The sequence below is a fragment of the Paenibacillus sp. FSL F4-0122 genome, from assembly GCF_038002845.1.
In the GTDB taxonomy this organism is placed as follows: Bacteria; Bacillota; Bacilli; order Paenibacillales; family Paenibacillaceae; genus Paenibacillus_AQ; species Paenibacillus_AQ odorifer.
Genome location: NZ_JBBODI010000001.1, coordinates 4,794,523 through 4,812,203 on the forward strand (window position 1 = coordinate 4,794,523; position 17,681 = coordinate 4,812,203).

Annotated in this window: 14 protein-coding genes and 1 tRNA gene; 12 read left to right on the forward strand and 3 right to left on the reverse strand. The window is 45.1% G+C overall.

Annotated features, from left to right (window positions below; all coding sequences use genetic code 11):
• The first annotated feature begins 132 nt into the window (after positions 1-132).
• From MHH49_RS20815 to mglC, 3 genes are all read left to right on the forward strand, one after another.
• On the forward strand, positions 133-1,203 hold the full coding sequence (locus tag MHH49_RS20815) for a galactose ABC transporter substrate-binding protein (protein ID WP_094903385.1): 1,071 nt from the start codon (positions 133-135) through the stop codon (positions 1,201-1,203).
• Between the two features lie 146 nt (positions 1,204-1,349).
• Positions 1,350-2,861: a sugar ABC transporter ATP-binding protein gene (locus MHH49_RS20820; RefSeq protein WP_076101437.1), complete on the forward strand. Its 1,512-nt coding sequence runs from the start codon at positions 1,350-1,352 to the stop codon at positions 2,859-2,861.
• Between the two features lie 93 nt (positions 2,862-2,954).
• Positions 2,955-3,962: a galactose/methyl galactoside ABC transporter permease MglC gene (gene mglC / locus MHH49_RS20825; RefSeq protein ID WP_076127586.1), complete on the forward strand. Its 1,008-nt coding sequence runs from the start codon at positions 2,955-2,957 to the stop codon at positions 3,960-3,962.
• Positions 3,963-4,299: 337 nt separating this feature from the next.
• Here mglC and MHH49_RS20830 read toward each other — a convergent pair whose 3' ends face one another.
• Together MHH49_RS20830 and MHH49_RS20835 are read right to left on the reverse strand one after the other, a co-directional pair.
• Entirely contained in the window at positions 4,300-4,509 is a 210-nt protein-coding gene (locus MHH49_RS20830) for a hypothetical protein (protein ID WP_143763778.1), read from the reverse strand.
• Positions 4,510-4,831: 322 nt separating this feature from the next.
• On the reverse strand, positions 4,832-4,984 hold the full coding sequence (locus tag MHH49_RS20835; protein WP_155288159.1) for a hypothetical protein: 153 nt from the start codon (positions 4,982-4,984) through the stop codon (positions 4,832-4,834).
• A gap of 85 nt (positions 4,985-5,069) precedes the next feature.
• Between MHH49_RS20835 and MHH49_RS20840 the strand changes: the two genes are divergently transcribed.
• From MHH49_RS20840 to MHH49_RS20850, 3 genes are all read left to right on the forward strand, one after another.
• On the forward strand, positions 5,070-5,588 hold the full coding sequence (locus MHH49_RS20840; protein WP_326047781.1) for a hypothetical protein: 519 nt from the start codon (positions 5,070-5,072) through the stop codon (positions 5,586-5,588).
• Between the two features lie 361 nt (positions 5,589-5,949).
• Complete coding sequence (locus tag MHH49_RS20845) at positions 5,950-7,914, forward strand: WG repeat-containing protein (protein WP_326047780.1); 1,965 nt, start codon at positions 5,950-5,952, stop codon at positions 7,912-7,914.
• A gap of 304 nt (positions 7,915-8,218) precedes the next feature.
• Positions 8,219-8,935, forward strand: coding sequence for a CAP domain-containing protein (locus MHH49_RS20850; protein ID WP_036685704.1), 717 nt, complete (start codon positions 8,219-8,221; stop codon positions 8,933-8,935).
• Positions 8,936-9,068: 133 nt separating this feature from the next.
• Here MHH49_RS20850 and MHH49_RS20855 read toward each other — a convergent pair.
• Positions 9,069-9,141, reverse strand: a tRNA-Lys gene (locus MHH49_RS20855).
• Positions 9,142-9,380: 239 nt separating this feature from the next.
• Here MHH49_RS20855 and MHH49_RS20860 point away from each other — a divergent pair.
• The 6 genes from MHH49_RS20860 to MHH49_RS20885 all read left to right on the forward strand — a co-directional run bounded on the left by MHH49_RS20860 (position 9,381) and on the right by MHH49_RS20885 (position 17,681).
• Positions 9,381-10,220 carry a GDSL-type esterase/lipase family protein gene (locus MHH49_RS20860; protein ID WP_076274742.1) on the forward strand — a complete coding sequence of 280 codons (840 nt, stop codon included), beginning with the start codon at positions 9,381-9,383 and terminating at the stop codon, positions 10,218-10,220.
• A gap of 102 nt (positions 10,221-10,322) precedes the next feature.
• A complete protein-coding gene (locus MHH49_RS20865; protein ID WP_036685707.1) occupies positions 10,323-11,303 on the forward strand; it encodes an ABC transporter ATP-binding protein in 981 nt (326 codons plus the stop codon).
• Positions 11,296-12,285 carry an ABC transporter permease gene (locus MHH49_RS20870; protein WP_036685819.1) on the forward strand — a complete coding sequence of 330 codons (990 nt, stop codon included), beginning with the start codon at positions 11,296-11,298 and terminating at the stop codon, positions 12,283-12,285. Before MHH49_RS20865 ends, MHH49_RS20870 begins: the two co-directional genes overlap by 8 nt.
• Positions 12,286-12,454: 169 nt before the next feature.
• Positions 12,455-14,437: a DNA topoisomerase IV subunit B gene (gene parE, locus MHH49_RS20875; protein WP_036685709.1), complete on the forward strand. Its 1,983-nt coding sequence runs from the start codon at positions 12,455-12,457 to the stop codon at positions 14,435-14,437.
• A 178-nt stretch (positions 14,438-14,615) separates the two neighbouring features.
• The gene (gyrA, locus tag MHH49_RS20880) at positions 14,616-17,057 is read left to right on the forward strand and encodes a DNA gyrase subunit A (protein ID WP_036685712.1); all 2,442 of its coding nucleotides are present in this window, start codon (positions 14,616-14,618) and stop codon (positions 17,055-17,057) included.
• A 192-nt stretch (positions 17,058-17,249) separates the two neighbouring features.
• A complete protein-coding gene (locus MHH49_RS20885; protein ID WP_036685713.1) occupies positions 17,250-17,681 on the forward strand; it encodes a MarR family winged helix-turn-helix transcriptional regulator in 432 nt (143 codons plus the stop codon).

Sequence of the window (17,681 nt, forward strand, 5' to 3'; positions counted from 1 at the left end):
CAGTAGAATTTTTATAAAAGTGAGTAGGATTTTATATTCGAAACCGTTTTCACCTAAGGCATAATATGGATGTGCCCGAGAGAATTCAGGGTTAAACCAAAAAAAGAAGTATAAACAGGAGGTCAATGAATAATGAAAAAAATCACTTCCGTTCTTTTAGCAAGCGCAATACTGGGTGCCGCCCTGGCAGGCTGTGGCAATAGCAACAATAATGCAGACAGTGGTAAAGCTACCAACGCTCCAAAAACTGAAAATGCGGGCTCTTCCACTGAAACGCCAAAAGTAGGGGTAGCCATTTACAAATTTGACGATACCTTCATGACAGGTGTTCGTAACGCAATCGACACTGCTGCCAAAGGCATTGCTACTGTAGATATCGTAGATAGCCAAAATTCTCAACCCACACAAAATGACAAAGTTGACTTGTTCATCACCAAAAAATATAAAGGCATGCTGATCAATCCGGTTGACCGTACTGCGGCTGGCGTTATTATCGAAAAAGCAAAAGCGGCAAATATTCCGGTGGTTTTCCTGAACCGCGAGCCGCTGCCAGAAGATATGAAGAAATGGGATAAGGTTTATTATGTAGGCGCTAAAGCGGAAGAATCCGGAACTATGTCCGGTCAACTGATCGTGGACTACTGGAAGGCACATCCTGAAGCGGATAAAAACGGCGACGGTGTCCTCCAATACGTAATGCTAAAAGGCGAACCGGGGCACCAAGACGCTGAGCTTCGTACTACTTACTCCATCCAAGCAATTGAAGATGCCGGCATCAAGGTAGAAAAGCTGGCTGAAGATACTGCGATGTGGGACCGCGTAAAAGGGCAAGAAAAAATGGCAGCGTTCCTTGGCTCCCATGGCGACAAAATTGAAGCTGTGCTTGCGAACAATGACGATATGGCTCTCGGTGCCATCGAAGCTCTGAAAGCTTCAGGTTACTTCACGGGTGATAAATTCATGCCGGTAGTAGGTGTAGATGCTACTGCTCCTGCGATTCAAGCGCTGCAAGATGGAACGATGCTTGGTACCGTGCTGAATGATGCGAACAACCAAGGTAAAGCTGCGATCACAGTTGCTGCTCTGCTTGCTAAAGGAGAAACACCTACAAAAGATAACGTAGGCTTTGATATCACAGACAACCAATACGTGTGGATTTCCTATAAAAAGATCACCAAAGACAATATCGATGACGCCAAATAATAACGCTCTAATCTAGATGGAATTCATGATCATATGGCAGCAACGGGGAGCGGATATTCGCTCCTCGGATTTCTTTCAGGCAGGGAACAGGATGAAACCGCTGTGCCTCTCATGAAAAAAGAAAAAAGCGTAGGGGGCGTAACAACATGGAAAAAGCTGAGTTTTTGCTAGAAATGAATGATATTACTAAAGAATTCCCCGGCGTCAAAGCGCTGGATGCAGTTAGTTTAAAGGTCAGACCAGGTTCGGTGCATGCCCTTATGGGCGAGAATGGTGCGGGTAAGTCCACTTTAATGAAATGTCTCTTTGGTATTTATTCACCGGATGCCGGTGAGATTTTTTTGGAGGGTGAGAAGACCTCTATCGGAAGCTCAAATGACGCTTTGAAAAATGGGATCTCCATGATTCACCAAGAGCTGCATCCCGTGCCGTTCCGAAGTGTGATGGAGAATATCTGGTTAGGACGTTTCCCAACCAAAGGGATTGGACCTTTTCAGTTTATTGACCATAAGAAAATGTACACTGACACGGAGAATTTGTTTAAAGATCTGGATATCGATCTGAATCCCGAGACATTAGTGGGTAAGCTGTCTGTATCCAAAATCCAATCCATTGAAATTGCGAAGGCTGTCTCTTTTCACTCCCGCGTTATTGTAATGGATGAACCTACTTCCTCCCTGACCAGTGTGGAGGTGGAGCATTTATTTCGGATCATACGGGACCTTAGGAGTAGAGGCGTAGCTATTATTTATATATCTCACAAAATGGAAGAGATTCTCGAAATTTCTGACGAGGTTACCATTATGCGGGACGGTAAAAAAATCGGAACCTGGCCAGCGGCGGAATTGACTACAGATCTTATCATTTCCAAAATGGTCGGCCGCGACTTGACCAATCGATTCCCAGAACGTTTTAACGTGCCTGGCGAAGTATATATGAAGGTTGAAGGATTAACCTCCCCTGAAGAAAGATCGTTTAAAGATGTTTCTTTTGAATTAAGACGAGGTGAGGTTTTAGGGATTGGTGGTCTGGTAGGCGCTCAGAGAACAGAGGTTATTGAGGCATTATTCGGCCTGAGGGCTATCAAATCGGGGACGATTTCTATCGATGGTAAGCGCATTCATATCCAATCTCCCAAGGATGCTAAGAAACACGGAATGGCTTTGCTTACGGAGGAACGGCGTGTCACCGGTATTTTTCCAGTCTTGTCTGTTCATGAAAATGGCGCAATCGCTAATCTGCATCGATACCAGAAACTACTACTTCTACTAGATGGAAAAAAGAAAAAAGAAGAAGTCGATAAAATGATTGAAAAATTACGGACCAAAACTCCAACAACCAAAACGCTGATCATGAATCTTTCTGGTGGGAATCAGCAAAAGGTGCTGCTCGCCAGATGGCTTCTAACCGAGCCCGAAATCCTGCTTCTGGACGAGCCGACTCGCGGTATCGACGTAGGGGCTAAATTTGAGATTTATTCGATTATTGCCGACTTGGCGCAGCAAGGGAAAAGCATCATTATGATCTCCTCAGAAATGCCGGAGCTGCTCGGAATGTCTGACCGTGTAATGGTCATGTCGGAGGGTAGGCTTACCGGAATACTAGAAGGCGAGCAAGCTACGGAAACCGAAGTTATGCGGCTCGCTGCACAGCATTAGGATAGGATTTCAATGATAGTTTTGCTGGGCGAAACTAGATTTGGTTTACGAAGAGAAGTACTCTTCGCGTAACTTTAAGGAGGAACACTACTAATGAACGCTAAACGAGCCCAATCTTTTATTACTCAAAATGCTATTTATATTGTCTTGGTAATTCTAATTATGGGTATTGCCTTATATGAGCCGGCCTTTATCTCTGTAAATACTTTACGGGACATTCTAATTCAGTCGTCAACACGGATTATCATCGCGCTTGGTGTTGCCTTCATCCTTATCACAGCTGGGACGGACTTGTCTGCTGGACGTGTGGTTGGTTTTACAGCGGTAATCTCTGCTTCGATGCTGCAAATTCCGGATTATTCCCGGCGCTTTTTTCCTGATCTGCCGCAGGTGCAAGTGTGGCTTCCGATCCTTATAGCTATTATCGCTGGCCTTCTCTGCGGACTCGTCAATGGTATTGTCGTCTCCAAGCTGAACGTCCCGCCGTTTATCGCAACACTGGGTACGATGGTTATCGTCTACGGCTTGAATTCCTTGTACTTTGACATGGACCCCAACCAATCACAGCCGATTGGCGGTCTGCGTCCAGATTTCACTACAATCGGTTCCGGGTTTATTGGCAAGGGGCAATATTCAATCCCGTATATCGTGCTGATAGCCTTGGGTGTCGCCGCCATCGTATGGGTGGTGTTCAATAAAACTAAGCTGGGCAAGAACATGTACGCTATCGGCGGTAACATGCAGGCAGCAAAAGTATCTGGCATCGATGTTTCCAAGAACTTGATCTACATCTATGCGATTGCTGGAGCCCTTTATGGTTTGGCGGGTGTGCTGGAGGCTGCCAGAACAGGTGGCGCAACCAATAACTACGGGAACATGTATGAGCTTGATGCGATTGCTGCTTGCGTCGTGGGCGGGGTGTCCACAACCGGTGGTATCGGAACAGTGCCAGGTGTTCTGGTCGGTGTTATTATCTTTACCTTAATCAACTACGGCCTGACCTTTATCGGCATCAGCCCTTACTATCAGTTGATTATCAAAGGTCTGATCATCATCGCCGCCGTCGCGTTTGATATGCGGAAGTATTCTTCGAAGAAATAGTTGCGTGTTGGATGTATGGTGATCATAGCGTTTGCTATTTATGGCAAACGCTTTTTGGTTTGTCCATTTCGCTTGCTGAGATTAAGCAATTCATAAGAAGCAATTCATAAGAAGCAATTCATAAGATGCAATTCATATGAACCAATTTAAAGTACCAATTCATAAGATGCAATTTAAAAGTACCGATTCATAAAAAGCAATTTAAAAGTACCAATTCACAAGTACCAATTCACAAGTACTTAACGTCGCCCCCTTGCTCCTCGCATAGAAAAACTACGCACGAGCACGAAAACTACCCACCATAACTATGTATGAAAAACTACCCACAAAAACTGGTTTAATTAGTTGGGGATAAACCAATTCCGCTCCCACTAGTACCATTGGCACCACCATCAACTACGCCAATAATATCAATTACACCAATAATATCAATTACACCAATAATATTAATTACACCAATAATGCCACTAGCAGCACTGCTAACTACAGCGCTGCTAACTAAAGTACTACTAACTACGGTACTGCCAACCACAGCACTGTCAACCACAGGACTGTCAACCAAAACACCACTAACTAAAGTACTACCAACTACACACAACACCAAAAATACCCACTAAGATGACACCACGACCAAATAGCGTCAACACCACCAACACACAGATTAACAATGGCTACTACCAACATGAAACAAACACACCACAAAAACTACCCGCGAAAATGTAACCACAACTAAACAGCGCCAGCAACACTAAAATCAACATCAACATCAACATTATTTACCACCACAAACTTCAATCAACATTGCCACCCTTGCTCCATCAAATCTAATATTCCACCAATAGGATTTACTCGACCCAATAGTTGCACCTTCACCGCCACGGAACATCTACAGCATCATTACCATCACCAATTAATGTCATCAACACAAACACGGCTATCACACTCCACTCAATATTATCAGCATGAACACAGCAATCACGGCCACAAATCAATATCAGCAGCAATAACACGACCATCGCCATCAGGAGCACCACGAAAACACATCATATTCATCATAGCTCCCCAACAATATCAACAAACTAATATTAGTAACAGAACAGAAGCACCATGAGGCGAAAGAACGGTATAAATCCCGTACAATTAGCCGCCCTGAGCTATGTGAGGAAAAAGAACGGTATAAATCCCGTAGGATTGGCTGAAATGAGCTATGTGGGACGAAAGAACGGTATAAATCCCGTACAATTAGCCGCCCTGAGCTATGTGAGGAAAAAGAACGGTATAAATCCCGTAGGATTGGCTGAACCGAGCTATGTGGGACGAAAGAACGGTATAAATCCCGCAGAATTGACTGAAACGAGCTATGTGAGGAGAAAGAACGGTAAAAATCCCGCAGAATTGACTGAAACGAGCTATGTGAGGCGAAAGAACGGTATAAATCCCGCAGAATTGGCTGAAACGAGCTATGTATGGCGAATGAACGGTAAAAATCCCGCAGATCTATCCGACCTGAGCTATGTGAGGAGAAAGAACGGTATAAATCCCGTAGAATTGGCTGAAACGAGCTACGTGTGGCGAATGAACGGTAAAAATCCCGCAGAATTGACTAAAACGAGCGACGTGGGGTGAAAGAACGGTAAAAATCCCGCAGAATTGGCTGAAACGAGCTATGTGAGGCGAATGAACGGTAAAAATCCCGTAGAATTGGCTGAAATGAGCGACGTGGGGTGAAAGAACGGTAAAAATCCCGCAGAATTGGCTGAAACGAGCTACGTGATGCGAATGAAAGAAAGGTAAAAATCCCGCAGAATTAGCTGAAATGATATACAGAGGACGAAAGAGAGGCGAAAATGCCCTAGAATACGCCTACCCCCTCTGCGGATTCCCCACCAAAGCTCCTCTCCCCCCAACCCCAAAGATCAAAAAGCACATAAACCAACGTTCTCCCATATTCTATAGGCAAATGCCTTTGTTAAAGGGGAGCGACTGGATGTTAAGGATTAGGTTGAATGAGCTGGGGAAAGGGAATGACAATGGTCTGATACAGGCGGATGTATGGAAATGGGATGGCATTGGCTGGAACGAATATATTACTCAGCAGGATGAGGATTTCATACGCACGGAAGAGGAGTTATTTGTCACGATTCCGGCAGAAGCGGGATTATATCGTGTAGATTACTCTAATAAGCCTTTTGAGGCGCCATACTTATTGCCGGAGTGGGTGGGGGACGATCTGCGGACCACGGGTCTGCATCCGGCGCCGTTTAATCTCAAAGAGGGCACACTTTGGGGATATATTAATGACGAAGGCCGTGTTCAGATTGAACCTCGGTACGAATATGCTGAGGATTTTCAAAAGAACGGTCTTGCTGTAGTTCAGCGAAAAAATAGCAGCGGGCTCATTGACAGCACTGGAAGAGAACGAGTGAAGCCGATCTATTCCTTTATTGCGCCTTTTTCGGAAGAGCGCGCGGTCGTGTCGGATGCCAAGGGGTACACTTTTATTGATGAAAAAGGCAAAGAAGTGACGTCCGCCCGGTATGATTATCTGAACTCATTACATGAGGGGCGTGCACTATTTTCAAAACAAAATACAACCGGTGGCCAATCGCTATATGGATATGTGGACGCGCAAGGTAAAGAGGTGCTGCCCGCGATTTATGTGGATGCCAATGATTTTATGAACGGCGTGGCTTTGGTTAAAATCAAAGAAGGAGAGTATGCGCTCATCGATCCGGCTGGGAACATCCTGCATACTTACAACTATCCTTTCGTAGGAAGTCCGGGAGAAGGTTTACTCGCCTATCAAGCGACTGAAAACGGTAAATATGGCTATTTAAATACGGATGGTTCTGTAGCTATTCAGCCGCAATTCACCTCTGCTTTACCTTTTTCAGAGGGACGTGCGGTGGTGAATACCGCTGAGAATTATGGCAACGCCTACGGGCTGATTGATAAACAAGGGAAAATGATCATCCCGGCAAAATATTATGAAGTATCGCAGCTAGGTGAAGGCAGAGTAGCCATAGGAACGCCTGTATTCCCCAGCCAGCCTTATCGCGGATCACGTTATGTAATTGCAGATGCGGAAACGGGAGCGGTCCTGAGCAATCACACCCTGCTTGGCGTGAACAATTACCAGGAGGGATTGGCGTCTGTATTTGATGCTAAAGATACCTATTTTATCGATAGAAGTGGAAAAAAGGCAGCCCAGCCCCCAGTTATTCCAGGGGCAGGAACACTCACCCTTAGCGGACGTTTGATAAGAGCAGATGTAGATCAACGCACATCTTATTATGATCGGCAGGGAAAGCAGGTTTGGCGCCAAAATGGAGTCATTCCGCTGAGACCTCCCTATTCCGTAGTGGAGAAGAAATACAAACCGAACAGGGATTATCTGGTGTATTATCCGGTCGTTGAGGGGATTGCAAGTGCGGAAGTTTCGCGAGAGGTTAACGATAAGCTGCGCAAGCTATCCCTTGCTGAAGACGTTGGGAGTGGAGGGGTTTCCCAGGACTTTAGTTATAATGGTGATTTTTCAGTCTCTTTCTTCCGTAAAAACCTGCTGGTGCTGGAGCTGACCGGGTATCGTTTTCCTTTTGGAGCAGCACATGGAATGCCTACCAAAATCTATCCGCATATTAATTTGCGCAGCGGCAGGTTCTATAAGCTGGGGGACTTGTTCAAGCCAGGCAGCAGATATGTGGAGAAGCTCAGTAAAATTGTGGGCAAACAGATCGAGAACGATCCACAATATTCATATGTTTTTCCGGATACGTATAAAGGAATTACCTCGGATCAACCCTTCTTTGTGGATAATGAAGCGTTGTATCTGTATTTCGCACCTTATGAGATCGCTCCGTATTCTGCAGGTTTTCCAACCTTCCGGATTCCTTATGCGGAGATCATGGGATTGATCTCTACGGAGGGCGAGTTCTGGCAGTCGTTTCATTAATTGACAGCTATCCATAGGTTTGCTGAAGTTGCCGTCCTTTCGGGGAGGGCGACTTTTTTTGTGCTTTCTTTCGCGAATAATAGATGAATTGGTATTTTTAGGCAGGAAAACAGCGAAAGAAAGCGAATGTATCTAGGAATCAGAAATCTTACAGTCAAGACTATTATATGTAAAAAATTAGAAGCGCACATTTGAGAGATTTATGCTACAATGACTGAGGAACAAATTACAACTTTGTAACATTTGTAGATGGTCACTCTAGGCACAAGCATATATTACACGCAAGAAAAAAGGAGATGGCAGATTGAAGAACAAGACATTAAAAGCAATCATCGGTGGTAGTGTGGCAGCTGTTATGGCACTTAGTATTTCTCTTCCATTGGAAGCAAATGCGGCATCGAATGAATCGACAGTAACAATAAAAGGCACAAGTTATGAGCAAATATTACAATATTTTAAACAAGCTAATCTTGAGGGATTCCCTTTTTCGAATAGCACAATCGTGGTGACTAAGCCGCAAACTGGAACAGTACCAAACAAAGACAACACGACCACAACTACAACTACAAAACCGGTTACAAAGCCAGCAGACACAACTACTGTAACTAAGCCGACAGATAATACAACTACAACAGGTGCTGTGAGCAATAAAGGAACCTATGTTCAGCAAATCGTAACGCTGGTAAACAAAGAACGTGCAGCAGCTGGTTTGTCACCTGTAGCTGGATTGGACAGCCTGCACAAAGTTGCCGCTACAAAAGCTACGGATATGCGTTCGAATAACTATTTTTCACATACTTCACCTACGTATGGTTCACCATTTGATATGATGAAATCCTTTGGCATCACTTATAAAGCCGCAGGCGAGAACATCGCAATGGGACAAAAAACACCAGAAGAAGTTATGAAGGCATGGATGAATAGTCCAGGTCACCGCGCTAATATTTTGAATGCTAACTTCAATTATATCGGTGTAGGTTATGATAATAATTACTGGGTTCAAGAGTTTATTGGTAAATAATACGAGTAGATGCTTCAGGAAGAAATCGTTCTCCGATGTAAGTCGGGGAGCGGTTTTTTTTGTGTGGTGAAGATCAAAAATGCAACAAAAAAAGAAGCAAGGAACTTGTCCTTACTTCTTCTGTCTAGCTCTATGGGTTATGCAGGGGTCGAACCTGCGACCTGCCGATTAAGAGTCGGCTGCTCTACCAGCTAAGCTAATAACCCGTAATGTCTAAAGAGTCAACGGGAAATATTATATAATGGCATTAATTAAAAAGCCAGTATTTTTTTATTTTCAAAAAAGTCCACACTCGCTCCTCGGCATAAACACTGTAACAGCGGGATTTATTTCTTTGCTAGACATTTGCAAAACTTCTATGGAAGAATTATGTTTATGTAACATAGTTAAGATCTTTGTAAATTGTGGAACAATACATAATAGAACGGCATACGGAGGGATAGCTTTGAAGGATTCGAAATGGACATGGCGCAGCGTCAGCTTGATTTCCATAGTAACAACTATAGTTTTGATGGTTGGTTTAGTTTATGCGGTTAAAGATATTATCTATCCGGTCGGAGAGGTTACCGAGAGCAGCTTGCCTCAGCAAACAGCCGCACCGGTGACGGAGACTGTCAAGCTCCTCAAAATTGTTGCGCTCGGGGATTCGCTTACCAAGGGGACTGGTGATAACACCGGAGAAGGGTTTGTTAAGCGTACGGTTACTGGTTTATCTGCAAAAGGTGTCACAGTAGACTTTTTAGGCAATATGGGGATTAACGGGTTGACTACTGCCGGGCTGTTAAGCAAACTGAACGAAGATGGTGTGGAGTATGCCTTGCGCATGTCGAATGTTGTTTTGCTATCTGTCGGAGGAAATGATCTGTTTAAGGATTCGGATATTCTTGAGAATAATGGGGCGCAGCAAGGAAACACAACTTCATCAACCACTGAGCAGGAGCTGACTCCAGAGTCTTTATTAGCCGCTCTGCCAGAGGCAGCAGCTAGACTGGAGAAGATTCTCGATAAAATCTCACAGATCAATCCAAATGCGCAAATTTACTATATGGGGCTGTATAATCCCTTTGGCGATATTCCAGAATTACTGGTACCAGGCAATCAAGCGGTAACGAAGTGGAATAATACGGCAATGGATATTATTAATAAGCATAGCAACATGACCTTGGTTCCTACGTTTGACTTGTTTAACAGACATTTGGACAAGTATCTATCCACCGATCATTTTCATCCTAATGGTGATGGCTATCAGCGAATCGGAGAACGGTTCATACAGGCTGTGCAGTAGTATATAGGTGAGTGTTAAATTTTGCAGTAAGATCATGTAGGTAAATGCCCTTTGAGCAAGTACAAACCGAGAAAATGACAGTCACAAGGAGCTAAATTAAATATGACAAAAGCGAATAGTGAAGACTCCGGCACAGTCGTCTTGTCTGTGGACGGGGTACGTAAAAAAATAGGACGGAAATGGATAATAGATGATGTTACTTTCGATGTGAGAAAAGGGGAGATTTTCGGCTTTCTCGGCCCTAACGGCGCTGGGAAGACGACCACGATCCGCATGCTTGTGGATTTGATTCGTCCTACTGAGGGCAAGATTACAGTATGTGGGTACAATGTGAACCGAAATCCGGAAAAAGCATTGCAATATGTAGGCTCTATCGTTGAGAATCCTGAGGTATATACCTATTTGACCGGGTGGGAGAATTTGCAGCATTTTGCCCGGATGCAGCCTGGTGTAGACAATGAACGTATTAGCGAAGTGGTAGATATTGTTCGATTAGATCAGCGGATACATGATAAGGTAAGTACATACTCGCTTGGGATGAGACAACGATTAGGCATTGCGCAGGCACTGTTGGGACGTCCACGGCTGCTTATTTTGGACGAGCCGACGAATGGACTTGACCCTAAAGGTATTAAGGAGCTGCGAGAATTCATTCGCAAGCTGGCGGATGAAGGGCTGGCGGTGTTCGTATCGAGCCATTTGCTAAGCGAAATTCAACTTCTTTGCGACCGTGTAGCGATAATTAGTAAAGGGCGTGTATTGGCTGTTGGTGCGGTAGATGAGCTGATCGCTCGTAATTCACCGTATGTACTTTGGGAGCTGGAGCCTTTTGCTGAGGCTCGGGAAATGCTGGCTGATCGTTCAGATATTCAGATTCAGAAACTGGAAGACGTCACATTAGATGACTCAATTATTGCAGGGATGGGCCCAAATTCTTTAATAACGATCATGGATCAGGATCTGATCCCCGAGATTGTCGCCGTAATGGTTACTGCTGAAATCGAGGTGAGGGCTGTGCATAAAATTAATCCGACACTGGAACAGCTATTCTTGAAACTAACGGAGGGTGAGAATGTTGAGTAACTTGCTTCCGCTAATCCGTAATGAGTGCTTGAAGATTATAAAAAAGAAACGGTTTTATGTTATACTGCTGATTCTGATTGTACTGGTGCCTATGTTCACCTATGCACAGATGCGTTCAGCCGAACGGAGCCGGGAGAAGTTTAATTCCGATTGGCGGCTTGAGATCCAGCAGCAGATTATCGATAATCAAAATTCACTGGGAAGTGACCGGATTCCAGAGGAATGGAAGACTTATCGGCGAATATTTGTACAACAGCTTCAGTATTATCTTCACCATGACGTTAATCCGAATGAACCTAGCGGGGTTACCTTTACCCGTGAATTTATGGATAATTCGGTTACATTATTTATTCCGTTGCTTATTATGGCGGTGGCCTCAGATTTGGTCTCGGCCGAAAGGACAACTGGAACTATCAAAATGCTGTTGACTAGGCCGGTCAAGCGCTGGAAGGTGCTTTTTAGCAAAATGACAGCACTGCTAATGTTTGTCTCGCTTATCGTACTTTCCACATTTGCAATCAGCTACTTTATCTCTGGTCTCGCCTTTGGTTTTAAAGGCTTTAACATTCCTGTTTTCACAGGCTTTAAAATCAGTGGTGATTCGCTAGATATGTCTACTGTACATGCAGTGCCTCAGTGGAAATATATGCTTATGCAAGGTGGTTTGATTTGGTTCGTCAGCGTAGTGGTTGCACTGCTCGCATTCATGATCTCGGTGCTTGTTCGCAGTACTGCCGCGAGTATAGTAGTTATGATGGCCGCGTTGATTGCAGGTAGTATACTGACCAATATGGCCTCTGCCTGGACAACAGCGAAATATTTATTTATGGTAAATCTTGGACTGACCAGCTATTTGTCTGGTACTCCCGCCCCCATTGAAGGGATGTCCTTGTCATTTTCCATGGCTGTGCTGGCTGTATGGGGAGCCGCTTCGGTGATCATTTCATTCGCCGTCTTTACGAAAAGGGATATTTTGAATTAGAATGAACAAAGTGACCAAAACGTTTGTTTGCATTTCTTAAAAATATAGGAGAGTATAATTTCACGTTATATTCTATCCTTAGGTTTTTGGCAGTAACGGATACCGTTCTTAACAAAAAGGACGGCCAAGCCGTTTCTTCTTAGTATAGAGAAAAGAAGGAGGAGCATGAATGCTCGAACAGATCGATATGTTTGCTGAAGTTTCTAATAACGGCGAGAATGGCCGTACTGGATACGATGCTGACGACATTCAAGTGCTCGAGGGTCTGGTTGCAGTACGCAAACGACCTGGCATGTATATCGGCAGTACGAGTTCTTCAGGACTACATCATTTAGTATGGGAAATCGTAGATAATGCCGTAGATGAGCATTTAGCCAAGTATTGTACAAAGATTGACATACTGCTTCGCAAGGATGGCTCGGTAACCGTTAGCGATAATGGACGGGGGATCCCGACTGGAATGCATAAGACAGGGGTACCTACACCGCAAGTTGTATTTACAATTTTGCATGCGGGCGGTAAGTTTGGTGGATCGGGTTATAAAAAATCAGGCGGTTTGCATGGCGTAGGGGCTTCTGTCACAAACGCTTTGTCTGAATGGCTCGAAGTAGAAATTTATCGTGAGGGCAAAATCCATCGTCAGCGGTTTGAGTACTGGGTGGACAAGAAGGGCAAAGAGCATGTCGGCGAACCTGTAACTGGTCTTGAAATCTTGGGTAACACCAATAAAACTGGTTCGAAAATTACTTTCAAGCCAGATATTCGTGTCTTCCCAAATGGAATTGCTCTGAATTATGACACGCTGGCAGAGCGGGTTCAGGAGATTGCTTTTCTGAATTCCGGTCTGCGTATTACACTGCAAGATGAGCGGAGCAACCGTCAGGATGAATTCTTTTATGAAGGTGGAGCCAGTCAATTTGTGCAGTTCCTCAACGAAGGTAAGGATGTTCTCCATGATGTTATTCATTTCAGTGCAGAAAAGGATGATATCGAGGTAGAAGTAGCTCTTCAATACAACGGAGGCTACACAGAAACCTTGGCTTCCTTCGTAAACTCCATTCCAACTCGCAGCGGGGGCACACATGAGACCGGCTTTAAAACTGCGTACACTCGTGTATTAAATGAATATGCCCGCCGCACGCAATTGCTTAAAGAAAAGGATAAAAACCTGGAAGGTAATGATCTGCGGGAAGGCATGATGGCTGTCATTAGTGTAAAAATGTCCGAGGTTGAATTTGTTGGACAGACAAAGGATCAGCTTGGCAGTGCTTCCGCCCGTAGTGCAGTAGATTATATTGTTTCTGAAAATATGGCGCGTTTCTTGGAAGAAAATCCACAAGTTGCGCAGAGCCTGCTGAAGAAATCGATTCAAGCGTCGAAAGCCCGGGAAGCGGCACGTAAAGCCCGCGATGAGATCCGCACAGGCAAGAAACGCAGCGAAAGCTCGAATCTTGGCGGTAAGCTGTCTCCTGCACAATCAAAGGACGTTACACGTACGGAGCTGTTCATCGTGGAAGGTGATTCCGCGGGTGGTTCGGCTAAGCAAGGCCGTGACTCTAAGATTCAAGCGATATTGCCGCTAAAAGGTAAACCGATGAATCCGGAGAAGGCTAAGCTGCTGGACATCCTGAAGAACGACGAGTATAAAGCAATTATTTCTACGATAGGCGCTGGAATTGGTCCGGATTTCACTGTCGAAGACAGCAATTATTCCAAAATTATCATTATGACCGATGCCGATACCGATGGAGCGCATATTCAGGTGCTGCTGCTGACATTTTTCTATCGTTATATGAAGCCTTTATTAGATGCAGGTAAGGTCTTTATTGCTCAGCCTCCACTTTATAAGTTGACCCGCAAAACGGGTAAGCTGGAGACCGTAAGGTATGCATGGAGTGATGAAGAGCTGCAAAATTACTTAAAGGAATTCGGCAAAAACTTCGAGCTTCAGCGTTATAAAGGGTTGGGTGAGATGAACCCCGATCAGCTGTGGGAGACAACGATGAATCCAGAGTCGCGTACGCTGCTTCAGGTACAGATTGAGGATGCCGCTAAGGCGGAGCGCCGTGTTTCAACACTTATGGGTGACAAAGTCGATCCACGTAAACGCTGGATTGTTGAAAATGTCGATTTCACCGAAATTGTAGAGTAATGTCAGTGCTGCAAGTGACGATAATCCCGATTTTCTAAGAGTTTGGTGATTTATGGGACCTAGAAGATTTTTGGAACTGTAGGAGCGATAGTGCCCGGAATTCCAAAAATCCCTGAAGTACCCGAGAATCACCACACTATTTTAAAACGGGCAGTTTGAGGAACAGAAGGTGAGCAAAGTGAGTAGTTTATCAGAACAATTTTTGCCGGCATTTCTGGAAGAGGTCGTCGGTGACCGCTTTGGTCGGTATTCCAAATATATTATTCAGGACCGGGCAATCCCCGATGTCCGTGATGGACTTAAACCCGTGCAGCGCCGGATTCTTTACGCGATGTACGACTCCGGCAACACACCTGACAAGCCATACCGCAAGTCAGCCAAAACCGTCGGAGATGTAATGGGTAATTACCATCCACATGGTGACTCCTCTATTTACGATGGTATGGTACGTATGGCACAGCCTTGGAAGATGGGGCATGTGCTAGTTGACGGTCACGGCAACTGGGGCTCCATGGACGATGACCCAGCTGCGGCAATGCGTTATACAGAAGCACGGCTGTCTCCCATTGCAATGGAGATGATGCGTGATATCGAGAAGCGGACCGTCTTGTTTAAAGATAACTTTGACAATACCGCCAAAGAGCCTGTTGTGGTTCCTTCCCGGTATCCGAATCTGCTCGTAAATGGCACGAGTGGGATTTCTGCGGGTTTTGCTACTGAAATTCCGCCACATAATCTGCGTGAAGTAATTGACGCTTGTATCGCAGTGATGCAGAAGCCAAATATTGAGCTGGAAGAAATTATGACCTTTATGAAAGGTCCGGATTTCCCTACAGGCGGCACGATCATGGGCGGAGACGGCATCATGGATGCTTACCGCACAGGTAAAGGCCGTATTTACCTGCGCTCCAAGACAGAGATTGAGAATATGCGGGGCGGCAAGCAGCAAATCGTGATTACGGAAGTTCCATTCCAGATTGTAAAATCACGGCTGGTTACTTCCATGGAGAATATTCGGCTGGAGAAAAAGATCGATGGCATTGCCGAGGTTCGTGATGAGAGCGGCCGTGAGGGATTGCGGATTGTAGTCGAACTCAAAAAAGAGGCTGATGCTCAAGGCGTGTTGGCCTATCTGCTCAAAAAAACCGATCTTCAAATTACCTATAACTTCAATATGGTTGCTATTGTTAACAAAGCGCCTCAGCAGCTTGGTCTAAAAGCCATCCTGGAAGCTTATATCGCGCATCAGCGTGAAGTTGTGACTCATCGCACCCAGTTCGATCTGGAACGCGCAGAAGACCGTGCTCATGTCTTAGAGGGCTTAGTTAAAGCACTGAACATTCTGGATGAGGTTATCGCTGCGATCAAAGCGTCGAAAAACCGTCAGGATGCTCAGAACAATCTCGTATGGATGTTCGGCTTCAGTGAACGCCAAGCCGATTCGATCCTTACTTTGCAATTGTATCGTCTGACCAATCTGGAGATCACTTCACTCCAGAAAGAGTTAGATGAAATGATGGCAAAGATTACACATCTGCGCGGCATTTTGGAAAGCGACAAAAAGCTAGTTTCTGTAATCCGTAAGGAACTGCTGGAGATTCGCGACAAATACGGCATTGATCGCCGTTCTCTGATCCAAGGCGAAGTAGAGGAGCTCAAGGTTAGCCTTGAAGCGCTGGTCAACGCGGAGGATGTGCTAGTTGCTCTTTCAGCAGATGGTTATATTAAGCGGACTGGTATGCTTTCCTTCACCCGTTCAGGTGGGGAGCGTCATACCTCAGGCGTCAAAGAAGGTGACCATATCGTCAGGCTGCTGGATGTGAATACCCGTGACAGTCTGCTGGTATTTACCCGCAAGGGGCAATACTTCTTGCTTCCTGTGCACCAGATTCCGGAGTTTAAATGGAAAGAGCCTGGTACAGCGATTGTGAATGTCATTGGATTGTCTAAAGGAGATGGAATCGTTAGTGTGATTCCGGTTAATAATCTAGATGATCCGCAGCAAAGTCTTGTGTTCGTCACCCGTCGGGGTCAGGTGAAGCGTACAGAGCTCAAGGAATACTCTACAAGCCGTTCTGGAGCTGTAGCGGCCTGTAAGGTAGCCGAGGGTGATGAGATCATTACAGTGGCTTCCAGTACGAATGACAAGGACATTGTGCTGGTTACCCGTGAGGGAATGAGTATCCGATTCCATGAGAATGAGGTTAACCCTATGGGTCGCGTTGCATCTGGTGTAAGAGGAATTCAGCTGCGCGAGGGCGACGAGGTGATTTCCTGCTTCTGGGTCAGCGAAGATGAAGGCGAAATCCTTGCTATTTCTGATATTGGTTATGCGAAACGTTCATTACTTGTGGATTATCCATCACAAAGCCGTGGTGGCAAAGGAATGCCAACCTTCGAATTCAAGGAAGGCAAACGAATACGTCCAAATGGCAGCAGGTTAGCAGGGGCTTTCTATTGCAAGGAGCCATTAGAACTGAATGCCGTTACTCGTGAGAATGCCCACCATACGTTCTCCTCTGAATCAGCGCCGCTGGGCGAGCGTCGTTCTACAGGCAAACAGATTGTAGCTGTGGAGAAAAAGGATGAGATCATAAATCTTTTCCCATCAGTTCATTAAAACTAGCGATTAACAAGTGATTTTATAACGGCGTTTAGTCCGCTCTTTTGGAGGGTTGACTAAGCGTCGTTTTTTATTTTTTTATGCTGAAGGTCCGGCAGATTTATTTTTTCTTCTTTTGCAGGAAATGGAAGTTGTTTCGCGAAAATGTAGATATACCGGATAGAACCGCGAGGAAAGGAAGGAATAAGTGTGCATGCTTCTGAATTCAGTAAAATTTGGCATAAGATTTTAAAAGATTATAAATTACATATGGACAGTAATCTTGCTCCAACGCTGACGGATGCCCAACTTACTGTACTTGAACTGCTTCAGGAACGCGACGCGATGAAGCCTTCTGATCTGGCTCCACATTTGGCGACCAGTCCTGCAGCGGTTACGATGTTACTTGATCGGATGGAGAAGCATGAGCTTATTGTGCGGGAAAGAGATGCTTCGGACCGGCGGATTGTATGGGTGAGCATAACGGAGACTGGAAAGGAAGAAACTGCACGTGGTCTAAAGATCCGCAGTGATTTTTTTGCGGAAGCGCTTGATCCGATCTCCTCTCATAACCAACAGTTACTGCTCTACTTAATGGGCAAAATGGTTGTTACAACCACACCGGAGGGCTCAACACCTTGA